Annotated in this window: 13 protein-coding genes and 1 other annotated feature; of the genes, 3 read left to right on the top strand and 10 right to left on the bottom strand. The window is 59.0% G+C overall.

Annotated features, from left to right (window positions below):
- Positions 1–14 precede the first annotated feature (14 nt).
- Both ACZM22_RS05250 and hprK read right to left on the bottom strand, forming a co-directional pair.
- Positions 15–977 carry an ROK family protein gene (locus tag ACZM22_RS05250; protein WP_484436979.1) on the bottom strand — a complete coding sequence of 321 codons (963 nt, stop codon included), beginning with the start codon at positions 975–977 and terminating at the stop codon, positions 15–17.
- Complete coding sequence (gene hprK / locus ACZM22_RS05245; protein WP_489543333.1) at positions 974–1,933, bottom strand: HPr(Ser) kinase/phosphatase; 960 nt, start codon at positions 1,931–1,933, stop codon at positions 974–976. The genes ACZM22_RS05250 and hprK overlap by 4 nt, the downstream gene beginning before the upstream one ends.
- 220 nt (positions 1,934–2,153) lie before the next feature.
- On the opposite strand from hprK, the gene rpmB reads away from it, so the two are divergent.
- On the top strand, positions 2,154–2,342 hold the full coding sequence (gene rpmB / locus ACZM22_RS05240) for a 50S ribosomal protein L28 (protein WP_021857912.1): 189 nt from the start codon (positions 2,154–2,156) through the stop codon (positions 2,340–2,342).
- A gap of 125 nt (positions 2,343–2,467) precedes the next feature.
- Here the strand turns inward: rpmB and ACZM22_RS05235 are convergent, their stop codons facing one another.
- From ACZM22_RS05235 to ACZM22_RS05225, 3 genes are all read right to left on the bottom strand, one after another.
- Positions 2,468–3,004 carry a GNAT family N-acetyltransferase gene (locus tag ACZM22_RS05235; RefSeq protein WP_489543332.1) on the bottom strand — a complete coding sequence of 179 codons (537 nt, stop codon included), beginning with the start codon at positions 3,002–3,004 and terminating at the stop codon, positions 2,468–2,470.
- Positions 2,961–3,437 (bottom strand): DUF2500 domain-containing protein, encoded by a 477-nt coding sequence (locus tag ACZM22_RS05230; RefSeq protein ID WP_489543331.1) that lies wholly within the window; start codon positions 3,435–3,437, stop codon positions 2,961–2,963. Before ACZM22_RS05230 ends, ACZM22_RS05235 begins: the two co-directional genes overlap by 44 nt.
- Before the next feature lie 124 nt (positions 3,438–3,561).
- Positions 3,562–6,087, bottom strand: a complete 2,526-nt coding sequence (locus ACZM22_RS05225) for an ATP-dependent helicase (protein WP_489543330.1) — start codon at positions 6,085–6,087, stop codon at positions 3,562–3,564.
- Between the two features lie 295 nt (positions 6,088–6,382).
- Between ACZM22_RS05225 and ACZM22_RS05220 the strand changes: the two genes are divergently transcribed.
- Positions 6,383–7,651: a putative DNA modification/repair radical SAM protein gene (locus tag ACZM22_RS05220; protein WP_484423887.1), complete on the top strand. Its 1,269-nt coding sequence runs from the start codon at positions 6,383–6,385 to the stop codon at positions 7,649–7,651.
- A 14-nt stretch (positions 7,652–7,665) separates the two neighbouring features.
- Complete coding sequence (locus tag ACZM22_RS05215; RefSeq protein ID WP_489543370.1) at positions 7,666–8,442, top strand: TIGR03915 family putative DNA repair protein; 777 nt, start codon at positions 7,666–7,668, stop codon at positions 8,440–8,442.
- 277 nt (positions 8,443–8,719) lie between these two features.
- Here ACZM22_RS05215 and ACZM22_RS05210 read toward each other — a convergent pair whose 3' ends face one another.
- From ACZM22_RS05210 to ACZM22_RS05190, 5 genes are all read right to left on the bottom strand, one after another.
- Positions 8,720–9,412 carry a sigma-70 family RNA polymerase sigma factor gene (locus ACZM22_RS05210; protein WP_484423886.1) on the bottom strand — a complete coding sequence of 231 codons (693 nt, stop codon included), beginning with the start codon at positions 9,410–9,412 and terminating at the stop codon, positions 8,720–8,722.
- Positions 9,413–9,423: 11 nt separating this feature from the next.
- Positions 9,424–9,867 carry an anti-sigma F factor gene (gene spoIIAB, locus ACZM22_RS05205; protein ID WP_484436985.1) on the bottom strand — a complete coding sequence of 148 codons (444 nt, stop codon included), beginning with the start codon at positions 9,865–9,867 and terminating at the stop codon, positions 9,424–9,426.
- A gap of 15 nt (positions 9,868–9,882) precedes the next feature.
- Positions 9,883–10,188 (bottom strand): anti-sigma factor antagonist, encoded by a 306-nt coding sequence (locus ACZM22_RS05200; RefSeq protein ID WP_483268822.1) that lies wholly within the window; start codon positions 10,186–10,188, stop codon positions 9,883–9,885.
- Between the two features lie 128 nt (positions 10,189–10,316).
- Positions 10,317–12,947 (bottom strand): valine--tRNA ligase, encoded by a 2,631-nt coding sequence (locus tag ACZM22_RS05195; RefSeq protein WP_483268821.1) that lies wholly within the window; start codon positions 12,945–12,947, stop codon positions 10,317–10,319.
- Between the two features lie 60 nt (positions 12,948–13,007).
- Positions 13,008–13,234: a binding site (T-box leader), on the bottom strand.
- Positions 13,235–13,365: 131 nt separating this feature from the next.
- Positions 13,366–14,715: an acetyl-CoA hydrolase/transferase family protein gene (locus ACZM22_RS05190; RefSeq protein WP_489543329.1), complete on the bottom strand. Its 1,350-nt coding sequence runs from the start codon at positions 14,713–14,715 to the stop codon at positions 13,366–13,368.
- Between the last annotated feature and the right edge of the window lie 194 nt (positions 14,716–14,909).

Below are 14,909 nucleotides of genomic sequence, written 5' to 3'. Positions count from 1 at the left end.
CTCCTGAAACGGCATCAGATCCGCTTGTTCTTGCCCAGCAGCGCCGCGCCGATGATACCAGCCTGGTTGCCCAGCTCCGCCTTGACGATGCGGGTGCGCCGGTTCTTTCCACAGGGGATGCTCTCCCGCTCCACGCACCGCTGCACCGGCAGCAGAAGCTGTTCGTCTGCCTCATTGCTGACACCGCCGCCGATAGCCAGCGTATCCGGCTGGAACACGTTGACCATGTTGACGATGCCGCAGGACAGATAGCTCACGTATTCCTCGCAGATGCGCTGGCCCACGGGATCACCCTGCCGTGCCGCGATAAATGCGGACTGGCCGGACACGCGGCCGTCGTTCTCCGCCACCACCTGCGCAAGGATGCTGTCCGGATGGGCCGCCAGCGCCTCTGCCGTCATCCGCTTCAGCGCCGTGGCGGAGGCGTACTGCTCCCAGCAGCCGCGGCGGCCGCAGGGGCACGGCAGACCGTCCTTGATGATGACGGTGTGGCCCACCTCGCCGGCCATGCCATTGGCGCCGTGGTACACCTTGCCGTTGTGGATGATGCCCGCGCCTACGCCGGTGCCCAGCGTGATGGTCACGAAGCGCTTGCTGTCCCGTCCTGCGCCCACGTAGTATTCCGCCAGCGCCGCGCAGTTGGCATCGTTCTCAATATACAGCGGGATGGACAGATAGTGGTGGAACAGCTTCCGCAGCGGCACGTTCCGCAGCGGAAGGTTGCAGGTGTAGCCGATGGAGCCGGACCGGATCTCCACGGTCCCGGGCACGCCCACGCCCACCGATGCGATGTCGTCCAGCGGCACGCCTGCGGACTTGGCCAGCTCCTGCGTCATGGCCACAATGGTCCACGCCAGCGACTGCTGGTCGGTGACGGATGCCACCTTCATTTTCTGCACAGCCAGCAGCTGGCCGTTCTCATCCGCCAGCCCCGCCTTCAGGTTGGTGCCGCCGATGTCTACGCCCACATACTTCATCGTTCCGTCTGCTTCTCCTTCATCATCTCGTCCACCTTGCTGTCAAACTGCGTCACAAAATCTCTCGCCGCGTTGTAGCCGTACTTCATCTGCCGGTTTTTCATGGTGGCGATCTCCACGATACCCGCCAGGTTCCGCCCGGGCCGCACAGGGATGGTGACGATGGGCAGCTCCACGCCCAGTATCTCGTATTTCTCCTCACCCAGGCCCAATCGGTCGTAGAACTTGCCGTCTATCCACTGCTCCAGCTGGATGACCAGGTCGATCTCTGTATCGAACTGCACAGCGCCCATGCCAAACAGCTGCTGCACGTCGATGACACCCACGCCGCGTATTTCAATGTAGTGACGGATGATCTCCGGCGCCGTGCCAAACAGGCTGTTGGAGATACGCCGGATCTCCACAGCGTCATCGGCCACCAGCCGGTGTCCGCGCTTCAGGAGCTCGATGGCCGTCTCACTCTTGCCGATGCCGGAGTCGCCCAAAATCAGCACGCCCTGGCCGTAGATGTTCATCAGCACACCGTGCCGTGCGATTTGAGGCGCCATGGCTCGGTTCAGATAGTCGATAATCTTGCTGGTCACGTCCACGGTGGACTCCGCGGACCGCAGCAGCGTGCGGTCATGCTTCTCTGCCATCTGCACCAGCTCCGTCGGGACGTCCATTTCCCTCGCCACGATGAGGGCAGGGAACGGATAGCTCAGCAGCTTATTGAACACCCGCATCCGCTCCGTTTCCGTCATGCGGTCCAGAAAGCGCATTTCACCGCGTCCAAGGATCTGCAGGCGCTTATCGTCAAAATAGTCGTAAAACCCCACCAGCTGCAGGGCCGGACGGTTCACGTCCGAGATGGTCACAACGGTGTTGTCGAAGTCGCGCCCCTTGTGAAGGATCTCCATGCCGAAGATCTCCACCATTTTTTTCAGGCTGGCCGGCGTCCGTCTGACTTTTTCCATACAGGTCCCTCCCACGGCCGCCGCCGTCAAACGCGGCAAATGCGGCAAATAGTTACCTTATATTATATCTTGTATCCCCCTGTTTCGCAACACTTTCGCTTCTCAAAAAAATTTCGTTTTTTTGTCAAATAGTGCTTGCAATCTGCGGCGTTATCTGTTATTATATCAACTGCTTGCGATGCAAGCGACCGTATGTTACAACAGCAAGGAGGTGCAACGGATGGCTAAGTGCGAATTTTGCGACAAGGGCGTGACCTTCGGTATCAAGGTCTCTCACTCCCACCGGCGTTCCAATCGTCCCTGGAAGCCCAATGTCAAGCGCGTGAAGGCAGTGATCAACGGCACGCCTCGCCATGTATATGTTTGTACCCGGTGCCTGCGTTCCGGCAAAGTTACCCGCGCGATCTGAGTTGATCGTCGCCTGAACTGTACAGACAAAACGCCCTGCGGAATCCTCCGCAGGGCGTTCTTCTTTATAGGCAAATATTACATGAAAGGCACAGAACCGTGACGGCAGTCCTGTGCCTTTCATGTTTACGCCAATGTAAATTGATAGGTGACAGAGTTCTGCCACTTTTCGTCATTTGTCAGGTCCGCACCGATCAACGTGCCGCCCATCCGCTCATAGAATGCACGGGCATTCACGTTCTCAGGAACACAATAGCAGATGAAGGACGCGGCATCACACTCTCTGCAAAAGGCCTTTACATGCTCAACTGCCGCTCGGCCGACACCCTGCCTCTGATATTCGGAGACGATATACAGGGACTGCAAGGTAATCAAATTGGCCTGATGTATCGTCAGATAGCCAATATTCTGACCATCTTTTTGGATCAAATACACAGAATATGCCGGATCATTGATCCTTGACAGCTCTTTTTCTTCGTGCCACGCCCAGTCAAAGTCATCTATCATATGATCCGGATAAATTCCCCTGTATGTGGTACTCCAGATTTTATGCCGCAGGCCAATGATGGACAGCGCGTCGTCTTTGCCCGCCTCAACAAACATTTTATTGTCTGTCATATCACAGCTCGGGGTCCCAGCTGCGGCGCTCTCCGCGATTTCCATTTTCTGCCCCTTCGGATGTCTCCGCCTGGTAGGACACCGCCGTCCCCTGCCGCTCAAAGGACAGGTAGCGGGTACCCTGAAATGTCAGCAGGCCGGTGTCCCCCTCCGTCAGCAGGCCATATTCCCGCCCGGGGAGCCGCAGCTCCAGCCGGTCGCCGCCATCGAACTGAAACGTCACATAGTAGGTGGTGGAGCGCGTTGTATGCCCCGCGCCGTTACCGTGATGGTGGTGGACGTTGACGTTCTCCCGCTTGGCCACCACCGCCGCGTTCACTGTCAGGCGGGGCGAACGGTTATTTTTGCCCCACTGGGCGATACCCTTGCCCGCGCTGATGAGGAACACCAAGAAAATGCCAAAAAAAGCGATAAAAAACAGGAGCTGAAATATTTGAAAACCGCCAAACCCCATACCGTAACCGTCAAAACCGAACATCGCTGCGTCTCCTTTCTTTTCACTGCGGAAAGCATACCATTTTTTCTGCGGCCTGTCCAGCATCCACAGGTTTACACGGTGAAACGTCCGGAAATATCCGTGCAACCTGCGGTTTACAGTGCCGTCATCCTTTGCTGAGATGGCCCATGGCGGCCCGCACCATCAGCTTTTTCGTGCCCACCGTGTCGAAGGCCACCTCAATAAGGGCGTCGTTGCCCATGACGCGGACGGACAGCACCATGCCCTGCCCGAAGGCATCGTGGCGCACGCTCTCGCCCGGTGCCAGCTGCATCAGGCCGCCGGAGGGTGCCCTGCGGCCTGCATCGGACGATGACCGGAGCGGTGCTTTCTGCGGACCAGATGTCTCGTGCGCCATTGTACTCTGTGTGCCGTATGCGGCGCTATGACTGCTGTAGCTGCCGTACTTTTCGCCATAGCTATCGTATCCGGCGTACCGGCTGCTCCGACTGTCTCCGGCGCCGTCGCCCCAGCCGATGCCGTCCCAGTCGTTCTCTGTGCTGCGTGGCTGCGGCTTGCTGAGCCACTTCATGTTCTCCTCAGGGATCTCCTTCAAAAAGCGGGAGGGCATGGCCGGTGCGGTGCGGCCGAACAGCATACGCTGCCGCGCGTTGGTCAGTACCAGCGTCTCCTTGGCGCGGGTCATGGCCACGTAGCACAGACGCCGCTCCTCCTCCATCTCCTCCGCATCGCCCATGGCGCGATTTCCCGGAAAAAGGCCGTCTTCCATGCCCACCACGTAGACGTGAGGGAACTCCAGCCCTTTTGCAGCGTGCATGGTCATCATGGTCACGCAGTTGTCGCTGTCGGACTGGCTGTCCAGATCCGTATACAGCGCCACTTCGTCCAGAAAGCCGGACAGCGACGGCTCACCTTCGACGTTTTCCAGATAACCCTGAATGCTGGATTTCAGCTCTTCCACGTTTTCCAGGCGTCCGCGGCTCTCCATATCGTTCTTTTCCCGCAGTGCCGCAGTATAGCCGCTCTTGTCGCAGACCATATCATACAGTTCGATGAGGTCACAGCCCTCCACCTGCCTGCGTATAGATTCAATCAAATCTGTAAAGGCGATAAGCTTGCCAGCTACGTTCTTCAATTCAGGATAATCCGCCGCCTGCCGGAACACTTGGTAGAGCGTGGTCTCCTGCTCTGTGGCGATGGTCTGGGCCTTGTCCACGGTGGCCTGTCCGATCTTGCGGGAGGGCACGTTGACGATGCGGCGGAGCCTCAGATCGTCGGCGGGATTGTTGATGACGCACAGGTATGCCAGCATGTCCTTGATCTCTGCGCGGTCGAAGAACTTCATACCGCCGTAAATTTTGTAAGGTACGCCGTTGCGCTTGAACGCATATTCCAGCGCGTTGGACTGGGCGTTCATACGGTACAGCACGGCGTGATCTTTCCAATTGCCGCCGCGGCGGTAGTCCGTCATCACCTGACCCACCACGTAATTGGCCTCGTCACTCTCGTTGAAGGCGGTCTTGATGATCACCTTTTCGCCGTCTCCATTCTCCGTCCACAGCGTCTTGCCCTTGCGGCCCTCGTTGTGTCGGATGACAGCGTTGGCCGCGTCCAGAATGTTCTGGGTAGAGCGGTAGTTCTGCTCCAGACGGATAGTGCGGGCGCCGCGGTACTCCTTCTCGAAGCTGAGGATGTTGCTGATGTCCGCGCCGCGGAAGCGGTAGATGCTCTGGTCATCGTCTCCCACCACGCAAATGTTGCGCCAGCCGCCTGCCAGCAGGCTCACCAGCAGGTATTGCAGGTGGTTGGTGTCCTGATACTCATCGATGAGGATGTAGCGGAACTTCCGCTGGTAGCGCTCCAGCACGTCGGGGCAGCTCTCCAGCAGCCGGACGGTGTGCAGAATGATGTCATCGAAGTCCAGCGCATTGGCCTCGCGCAGCTTTTTACTGTAAAGCGCATATACTTTACCTATCCTGATACGACGCCAGTCGTTAACGCCCTCCCAGTAGTGGATGAACTCCTCCGGCGACTGCATGCTGTCCTTGGCCTGTGAGATGACGCTGAGGATCTCTCTCGGCGGGAAGGACTTCTCCTCCAATGACAGCTCCTTCAGCACATCCTTGATAACGCGCTTGCTGTCGTCCGAATCATAGATGGTAAAGCTGCGGTCGAAGCCGATACGGTCGATGTCGCGGCGCAGAATACGGACGCAGGCCGAGTGGAACGTGGACGCCCAGACATCCCGTGCCTGCTCCTCCCCCAGCATGCGCCCCAGCCTCTCCTTCAGCTCGTTGGCGGCCTTGTTTGTGAAGGTGATGGCCAGGACCTCCCATGGGCTGGCAGGCTCCACAGCACAGAGGTACTGCATCAGTGGGCGCTGCTCCTCTCGTTCCGCTGCGGGAGCTGTGACGTACTCCTCCAGGAATGTCACGGTGTCCTCGTCCACCGGTACAGGGATATCCTCACAGTCGCTGCCCCGCCCGTAGCGCAGCAGGTTGGCCACGCGGTTGATAAGCACCGTAGTCTTACCGGAGCCGGCGCCGGCCAGCAGCAGCAGTGGTCCCTCCGTTGTCAGCACGCCCTCCTGCTGGCGGGGGTTCAGCTTTTGAAAATCAGCGGTGATGGCAGCGCGCCGCGCCGTTATGAATCGTCTTTCCAGGTTCGTCATGTAGCAGCCTCGCTTTTCTCTTTCTTGCTCCTTATTTTAATACATGCGGCCACTCCGGTCAACTGTCTGCGCAAATTTTGTAGAATTTTTGTTCGATTTCACTTGACAAGAACGATTGTTCGATTTATAATGCGAAATAGAACATGAGTTTGATACGGAGGTAACTGCCATGACTACTATCGGACTGCTGATTACCCTGCTGGGCGCTGGCTCCATAGCCGCTAACGTGATGCGGCTCATCGACCATATCGATCAGCCTGCTCCCCGCCATCGCCGCCGCGCGGCGTAACGTGAGATGGACGTTCTGGAGAAACTGTCCATCCTGACGGACGCGGCCAAATACGATGCGGCCTGCACCTCCAGCGGTGTGCGGCGCGGCTCCAGGCCCGGGATGATCGGCAACACATCTTCCTCCATCGCCGGATGCTGCCACAGTTTTTCCGCCGACGGGCGCTGCATCACGCTGCTGAAGGTGCTGATGACCAACGTGTGTACCTTCGACTGCCGCTACTGCGTCAACCGGCGCAGCAACGATACGCGGCGAGCCGCGTTTACGCCGCGGGAGCTGGCGGAGCTGACCATCGGCTTCTACCGGCGGAACTATATTGAGGGACTGTTTCTCTCCAGCGGCGTGCTGCGCAGCCCCGACTACACCACCGAACAGATGATCTGTGCGCTGCGCATCCTGCGGCAAGAGTACCGGTTCAATGGGTATATCCACGCCAAGGCCATCCCTGGGACGTCGCCGGAGCTGGTACAGCAGTTGGGACTTCTGGCGGACCGGCTCAGCGTCAACATCGAGTTGCCGTCCCAGAGCGGTCTGCAGTCACTGGCACCGGACAAAACCAAGGACGCCATCCTGCGGCCTATGGGGCAGATACGGGACGGCGTGGTCCAGAGCAAGGCGGAACTGGTGAAATACAAGCACGCGCCTGCGTTCGCTCCCGCAGGACAGAGTACCCAGCTTATTGTGGGTGCCACCAGCGACAATGACCGGCACATCCTGCAGCTGACAGAGTCACTGTATCAGAAGTACCGGCTAAAACGGGTGTTCTACTCAGCGTATGTGCCAGTGGTAGAGAACAGCCTGCTGCCGGCACTGGACACCAAGCCACCCCTTCTGCGGGAGCACCGGCTATACCAAGCGGACTGGCTGCTGCGGTTCTACGGTTTTCGGGCGGAGGAGCTGCTGGACGAGGCGCACCCTGATTTCGACCAGCGGCTGGATCCCAAGTCCGGCTGGGCAGTGGCTCATCTGGATCAGTTCCCCGTAGAGATCATGCGTGCCGATCTGGAGACGCTGCTGCGGGTGCCGGGGATCGGACCGGTCAGTGCGCGGCGCATCCTGTCAGCGCGGCGGCAGAGCCATCTGCGGTTTGAGGACCTGAAAAAGCTGGGTGTCGTGGTGAAGCGGGCACAGTTTTTCATTACCTGCGGCGGCAGGATGCGGCAGGGGCTGCGCTTCTCCCCCGCTACGCTGGCAGCGCAGTTAGAACAGATGGAGCGTGGGCTGCTGCCGGAAAGCGGCATGGAGCAGCTGTCGCTTTTCGACCATGTGGGGTGAGTGTATTGCGAGACGTGCTTTATCAGTACGATGGGACATTTGACGGGTTTCTGTGCTGTATCCACGACAGTTATCTGTATAAGGAGATCCCCGTCGGCTTTTCCTCCGACGGGGATTTTTTGTCATTATATGAGGTGCGGATCGTGCCGACCCAGGCGGCGCACAGCCAGCGGGTCTACCGTGGGCTGGCCGCCCGCTCGAACAAGGCAGCCAAGGCCGTGTACCGTGGGTTTCTGACCTGTATGGAAGACAAGGAGCTGCGGCTTTACGCCTTCGTGCGGAAGGTGTTTCGGGAGGGAGACAGGTTCATGCGGAATCTGTCCGATCCGGTGTTCTATCCGCTGCACAAGGCCCTCCGGCACATGAGCGGCGAGTTAGAAAAGCTCCGTGGATTCGTGCGGTTTTCAGATTACAACGGTGTGCTGGGTGCGGTGATCGAACCGGAAAATCAAGTGCTTCCCATGCTGCGCCGCCACTTCTGCGGCCGGTACAGCAACGAGGCATTCTTCATCTTCGATCGCACCCACCGCGAGATCCTTCTGTACGCCAGAGGCATTTCCCAGATCCAGCCGCTGGAGCGGCTGGATCTGGCGGCACCGGACGCTGAGGAGGTACAGTACCGGCGGCTCTGGAAAGCGTTTTTCGAGACTGTAACCATCCGCGAGCGGGAGAACCCACGATGTCAGAACACCTTCCTGCCCAAACGGTACCGCGGCGTGATGACCGAATTTTTACCGCTGGATGGCGGTGGGGTGCCAGCCGAACCATCGTGGCCGCAGCTGCGGCCGTGACGGCGCAGCCGGCAGCAGTATGAGAGGTGTCGGCAAGAATTGGACATATACAGGGCATGTAGGACAACCGCTTCGAGCAGGGGCACCGGTAAAAATCAGAGGGCACGGAGAAACGATGGGGGTGCTTTGTGACATTGGCGTGGGGATGTATGGGGGATGCAGAACCGAGGGCACAGGGCACGGATGCGCGACGCTGGAACGTGCGGGGGGGCACGGCAGGCGTGGACGCGGGGTTTGGGGGACGATTCTCCAACGAGAGCTGCCGCATAACGGCGGCTCAGTCATCCAGCAGTTCTCGTAGCCGTTTGAGACTGCGGCGTTCCATGCGTGAGACCTGTACCTGCGAGACATGAAGCAGGCGGGCCGTCTGCTCCTGAGTCAGCCCCTTGAAGAACCGCAGGAGGATGGCCTTGCGCTCCTGTTCCGGCAGCTGGTCGATGGCTTCGCGAAGGGCAATGCGCTCCACCATGCCTGTCTCCGGTTCTTCGGTACCCAACACGGATTCCAGTGTCATACCCTCCACCGTCTCCTGCTGCAAGGATTCCGGCGGCACCACAGCCAATTCGATGCTGGCGATCTCCTCTACGGTGAGCCCCGTCTCCTCCGCCAGCTCGGACAGCTTGGGCGCGCAGCTCAGCCGGTTTTGCAGGCGCTCCCTCGCGGCCCAGAGCATCTGCCCCTTTTCCCGTAGGGTGCGGCCCACTTTGATGGGGCCGTCATCCCGCAGGAAACGACGTATTTCTCCGGCGATCTTGGGGACTGCATAGGTGGAAAACTGCGTTCCATATGTGAGGTCAAATCCCTTTACAGCTTTGATAAATCCAATACATCCCAGCTGGTAGAGGTCGTCCATCTCTACACCGCAATGGTGATATCGCTTCACGATGGACCAGATGAGCCCTGCATTCTCTGTGAGCATCTGGCGGCACGCCTCGTCATCGCCCTGCTGCGCACGCTCCAGTAGTGCCAAGCGTTCCTCAGTCATCGGGTGACCAAACGGGGCATAATACGCTTGCGCATCTGGACCGTGGTACCTTTGCCCTGCATTGAGCGGACAGTGAGCTTGTCCATAAAACTCTCCATAATGGTGAAGCCCATGCCACTGCGCTCGCTGCCGCCGGTGGTAAACAGCGGACGGCGGGCCTCCTCCACGTCGGTGATACCTCGGCCCCAGTCGCGGACGGTGATCTCCAGGACGCCGTCCTTCAGTAGCTTCATTTTCATGACGATCCGCCCCAGCGCATCCGGATAGGCATGGACGATGGCATTGGTCACCGCCTCGCTGACGGCGGTCTTGATATCCCCCAGCTCGTCCAGTGTGGGGTCCAGCTGGGCGGCAAAGGCAGCGGCAGCTGTCCGGGCAAAGCCCTCGTTGCTGCTGCGGCTGAGAAATTCAACGGTCACATAATTTTCAGCGCGGGTCATATGTAGTCCCTCCTCTTAATCAATGGTCATCATCCGGCCGACGCCGGCAGCCTCGAACACCTTGCGGGGCTGCTGCGCCACATGGCGCAGGGTGACGCTGCCGCCCAGCTCACGCATGCGCTGCCAGCCCCGCAGTGCCACGGCAATACCGGAGCTGTCCATAAATGTGACACCGGAAAAGTCCAGCACCAGCACCAGCGGCAACGACCGCTGGATCTCCTGTTCCAGGCAGGTCAGGAGACCCTTGGCACCGTGGTGGTCCAGTTCCCCTTTCAGGGCCAGCTCCAGTTGATTTCCCTCGTGCTTTGCCGATACGTCCATGTAGATCGCTCCTTTGTCAAACTGATGGTCCGGATAAAAAAATAATCACCGCAGATCCATGATCTACGGTGATTATAATGTATTTATGCTGTTTTTTGCGTCGAATCGCGCCTGTGCGGCGGAAAAATTCAGATCTTCATCGCGGCAGCGGTTTCGTCCAGCTTGGCAATGAGGGCGCGGGCCTTTTCGGCCTTCTCACGCTCAGCGTTCACCACGTTCTCAGGAGCGCGGGAGGTGAATGACTCATTGGCCAGCTTGGCCTCAATGCGGTGGAGGTTGTCCTCCGCCTTCTTGCGCTCGGCGGCGATGCGCTCCAACTCCTTGGCGATGTCCACCAGTTCCGCCATGGGCATATAGATGGTAGCGTCGTGAGTGGCCACGGTGACCATACCCGTCAGGTCGGCGGGTGCGGTGGTCTGCACCGTCAGCTCGCTGGCGTAGGCCATGCGTGTGATAAAGTGGGCGCCCAGTTGATAGTTCTCGGGCTGGGCAGCCACGATGATGACCTGAGCCTTGCGGCTGGGCGGCACGTTCATCTCGGCGCGGCGGGCGCGGATGGCGGAGATGGCGTCTTTCACCGCTTCCATGGCCGTCTCCGCCTCGGGGAAGCGCAGAGCATCCTGATACTCCGGCCACTGAGCCTTGATGAGGTAGTCGCCCTCGTGGGGCAGAGCCTGCCAGATCTCCTCGGTGATAAACGGCATGAAGGGGTGCAGCAGCTCCAGGATACGCAGCAGCACGTAGCACAGCACGTTCTCTGCCGCCAGCTTGGCACTCTCATCCTCGCCGTTAAGGCGGGTCTTGGTCAGTTCGATATACCAGTCACAATAGGTGTCCCAGATGAAGTCGTAGATCTTGGCGGAGGCCACGCCCAGCTCGTAGGCTTCCAGATTGTCGGTGACCTCGCGGATCAGGGTGTTCAGGCGGCTGAGGACCCATTTGTCCTCCAACTCCAGCTTCTCCGGCAGCTGTACCTTGTCGATGGACAGATTCATCATGACGAAGCGGCTGGCGTTCCAAATCTTATTGGCAAAATTGCGCATAGCCTCGCACTTCTCCACAAAGAAGCGCATGTCGTTGCCAGGGCTGTTGCCGGTGATGAGGTTGAAGCGCAGGGCGTCGGCGCCGTACTTGTCCGCCATCTCCAGCGGGTCGATGCCGTTGCCCAGAGACTTGGACATCTTGCGGCCCTTGTCGTCGCGGACCAGGCCATGGATGAACACGGTCTTGAAAGGCTCCTTCTTCATCTGCTCCATGCCGGAGAAGATCATACGGGCTACCCAGAAGAAAATGATATCGTAACCGGTGACCATGACAGATGTCGGATACCAGTAGTTCAGGTCGGCGGCGTCCTTATCGGGCCAGCCCAGCGTGGAGAAAGGCCACAGGCCGGAGCTGAACCAAGTGTCCAGCACGTCCTCCTCGCGGGTCAGGTGGGTGCTGCCGCACTTTTCGCACTTGGTGGGATCGGTGCGGCTGACGTTGATGTGCTTGCAGTCATCGCAGTACCAGGCGGGGATCTGGTGCCCCCACCACAGCTGTCGGGAGATGCACCAGTCATGGACGTTCTCCATCCAGTTGATATAAGTCTTGGTAAAGCGCTCCGGCACAAACTTGATGGTGCCATCCTCCACCACGCGGATGGCCTCCTTGGCCAGCGGCGCCATCTTCACGAACCACTGCGCGGAGATCAGGGGCTCCACGTCGTTGTGGCAGCGGTAGCATGTTCCCACGTTGTGGGAGTAGTCCTCAGTCTTGACCAGGTAGCCTTCAGCCTCCAGGTCGGACACGATAGCCTTGCGGCACTCGTAGCGGTCCATACCCTCGTATTTGCCGCCGTTCTCGTTGATCTTGCCATCATCGGCAATGCAGCGGATGACCTCCAGATGGTGGCGCAGGCCCACCTCAAAGTCGTTGGGGTCATGGGCGGGGGTCATCTTCACGGCGCCGGTACCGAAGCCGATCTCGCAGTATTCGTCGCCCACAATGGGGATCTCGCGGCCTACCAGCGGCAGGATGCAGGTCTTGCCGATGAGGTGCTTGAACTTCTCATCCTCGGGGTTGACAGCCACGCCGGTATCGCCCAGCATGGTCTCGGGGCGGGTCGTGGCGATGATGATGTCACCGGTACCGTCGGTCAGCGGGTAGCGGATGTACCACAGGTGACCAGGCTTGTCCACGTACTCCACCTCGGCATCGGACAAGGCGGTCAGGCAGTTGGGGCACCAGTTGATGATGCGGCTGCCCTTGTAGATCAGGCCCTTGTCATACAGCTCGCAGAATGTCTCGCGGACGGCACGGGAGCAGCCCTCGTCCATGGTGAAGCGGCTGCGGTCCCAGTCGCAGGACGCGCCCATCTTTTTCTGCTGCTGGACGATGCGGTCGCCGTACTTCTCCTTCCAGGCCCAGACGCGCTCCAGGAACTTCTCGCGGCCCAGGTCATAGCGGGTCATGCCCTCCTTGGTGCGCAGTTCCTCCTCCACCTTGATCTGGGTGGCAATGCCGGCGTGGTCCGTGCCGGGGAGCCACAGGGCATCGTAGCCCTGCATGCGCTTGAAGCGGGTCAGGATGTCCTGCAGCGTACAGTCCAGTGCGTGGCCCATGTGGAGCTGGCCGGTGACATTGGGGGGCGGCATGACGATGGAAAACGGCTTCTTATTGGGGTCGGGCTCCGCCTTGAAGCAGCCGCCGTCCATCCACATCTGGTAGATGCGGGATTCCACGTCCCGCGGATCATACACCTTCGGCAGTTCTTTCATATGCTTTCTCCTTTTTGAGTATTTGGCAAAACAAAAAGTCCGCTCCGTTTTGCCATGGCAAAACAGGGCGAACATCCAGTCCGTGGTACCACCTGTATTCGGGAGATCTCCCGCACTCATGGGTGCAGCTACACCCTGTCCCGATAACGGGGGACTCCCGTCGCAGCCTACTTCCGTTCAGCCCGAAGCTCCGAGACGACTTGGGCGGCGCGTCACGGGCGCTTACACCTGCCGCGCCCTCTCTTGGCTTCCGCTGACCACTTACTGCTTCTCATCATCGCTGTTTTCGTATGGTGGGAGTATACTATATCCGTGAAAAAATGTCAAGGTGGTTCTTTTCAGGTATTTTCTCCGTTCCGTGCGAACGGTTTCTCCGCAAAAAACAGGGGGCGGCACTGCCGTCCCCTGCCGTATGTACTTATCGCTTGTTGGAGCGTATCCAGATGCCCTGCTTTTCCGCGTTGGCGATGAGGTCATCGCGGAACATGGGGTGGGCAATGCTCACTAACTTCTCCGCTCGCTCCCAGGTGGAGCAACCCACCAGGTTCACGCCGCCGTACTCTGTGACGATGTAATACGCCTGGCTGCGGGGATCGGTGACGATGTCTCCGGGGGTCAGCAGCGGGTTGATGCGGGACTTTACGTTGCCCTGCTTATCCGTGAAGGATGAGGTCAGACAGATGAATGCCTTGCCGCCGTTGGACAGAGCCGCGCCCTCCAGGAAGTCCAGCTGGCCGCCGGTGCCGCTGATCTGGCGGGTGCCGGAGCTCTCGGCGCAGATCTGGCCGTACAGGTCCACGGAGATACAGTTGTTGATGGACACGAAATTGTCCTGCTTACCCACATTAGCGGGATCGTTGCAATAGCTGATGGGGTACGTGACCACACCCGGGTTCTCGCGAATCCAGTCATACAGGTCCGGTGAGCCCAGCGCCAGGCCGAAAATGCTCTTGTAGCGGTCCAGCTTCTTGTGAGTATTGGTAATCTTGCCGGCCTTGTACATGTCCAGGTAGCTGTCGCACAGCATCTCCGTGTGGATGCCCAGACCCTTCAGGTCGCTCTTGGCGATCATCTGTCCCACGGCATTAGGCAGCGAACCGATTCCCAGCTGCAGCGTGGAGCCGTCCACCATGTTCTGTACCACGTACTCGGCGATCTTCATCTCTGCCTCGGAGGCCGCGGGGGACTTGACGCTGGGCAGCTTGCCGTGGGGGCCCTCCACGATCATGTCCACGTCGCTGATGTGGATGCACTCGTCCAGACCGCCGTAGACCCAAGGCAGGTTCTCGTTGATCTCCAGGATCACGATGTCCGCCTTGTCCAGCGTGGCACGGGCGGAGGCGGTGGAGGCGGCAAAGTTGAAGTAGCCGTGCTCGTTCATGGGGGTAACGCACATCATGGCCACGTTCACCGTCAGGAACTGGGTATAGTACCAGCCCAGGTTACGGAACACCATGGGGTTGAAATTGCACAGACCCTTGTCGCAAAGCTTGCGTTCGTAGCCGGACATGTGCCAGCTGTTGTAGACGAAGTGCTGGCGGGTAGGGTCGCACTCCACCATCTGAATCGGATCGAAAATCAGGTAGCCGCGGATCTTCACGTCCCGCAGCTCTTCCTTACGGCGGGCCACGGCGGCATCCATCAGCGAGGGGAAGCCCGCGCCCATAGCGATGTCGATCCAGTCGCCGCTCTTGACGACCTTAGCCGCCTCATCCGGTGTGCAGAGTTTGCGCCGGTATTCTGCTGTGTAGTCAAACGGTACTGCCATACTGTTCTCCCTTTCCCCTCATGAAGTAGGATTTTTTACTTTGTTAATTTTATCACTCTCCCTGCTGTATGTCAACAAATTAACGGATATTTATCACCGCAATAAAAAATAATCTGCGCCGAAACAAAAGAAAAATAAGATAGAGCCGCCCTTGGGGCGGCTCTATCTTATTTTGTCACAAATTCACGAAGAAG

Source organism: Vescimonas sp., from assembly GCF_057856985.1.
The sequence above is the reverse complement of the archived record's forward strand: the minus strand, read 5'-3'. Positions and strand labels throughout refer to the sequence as shown.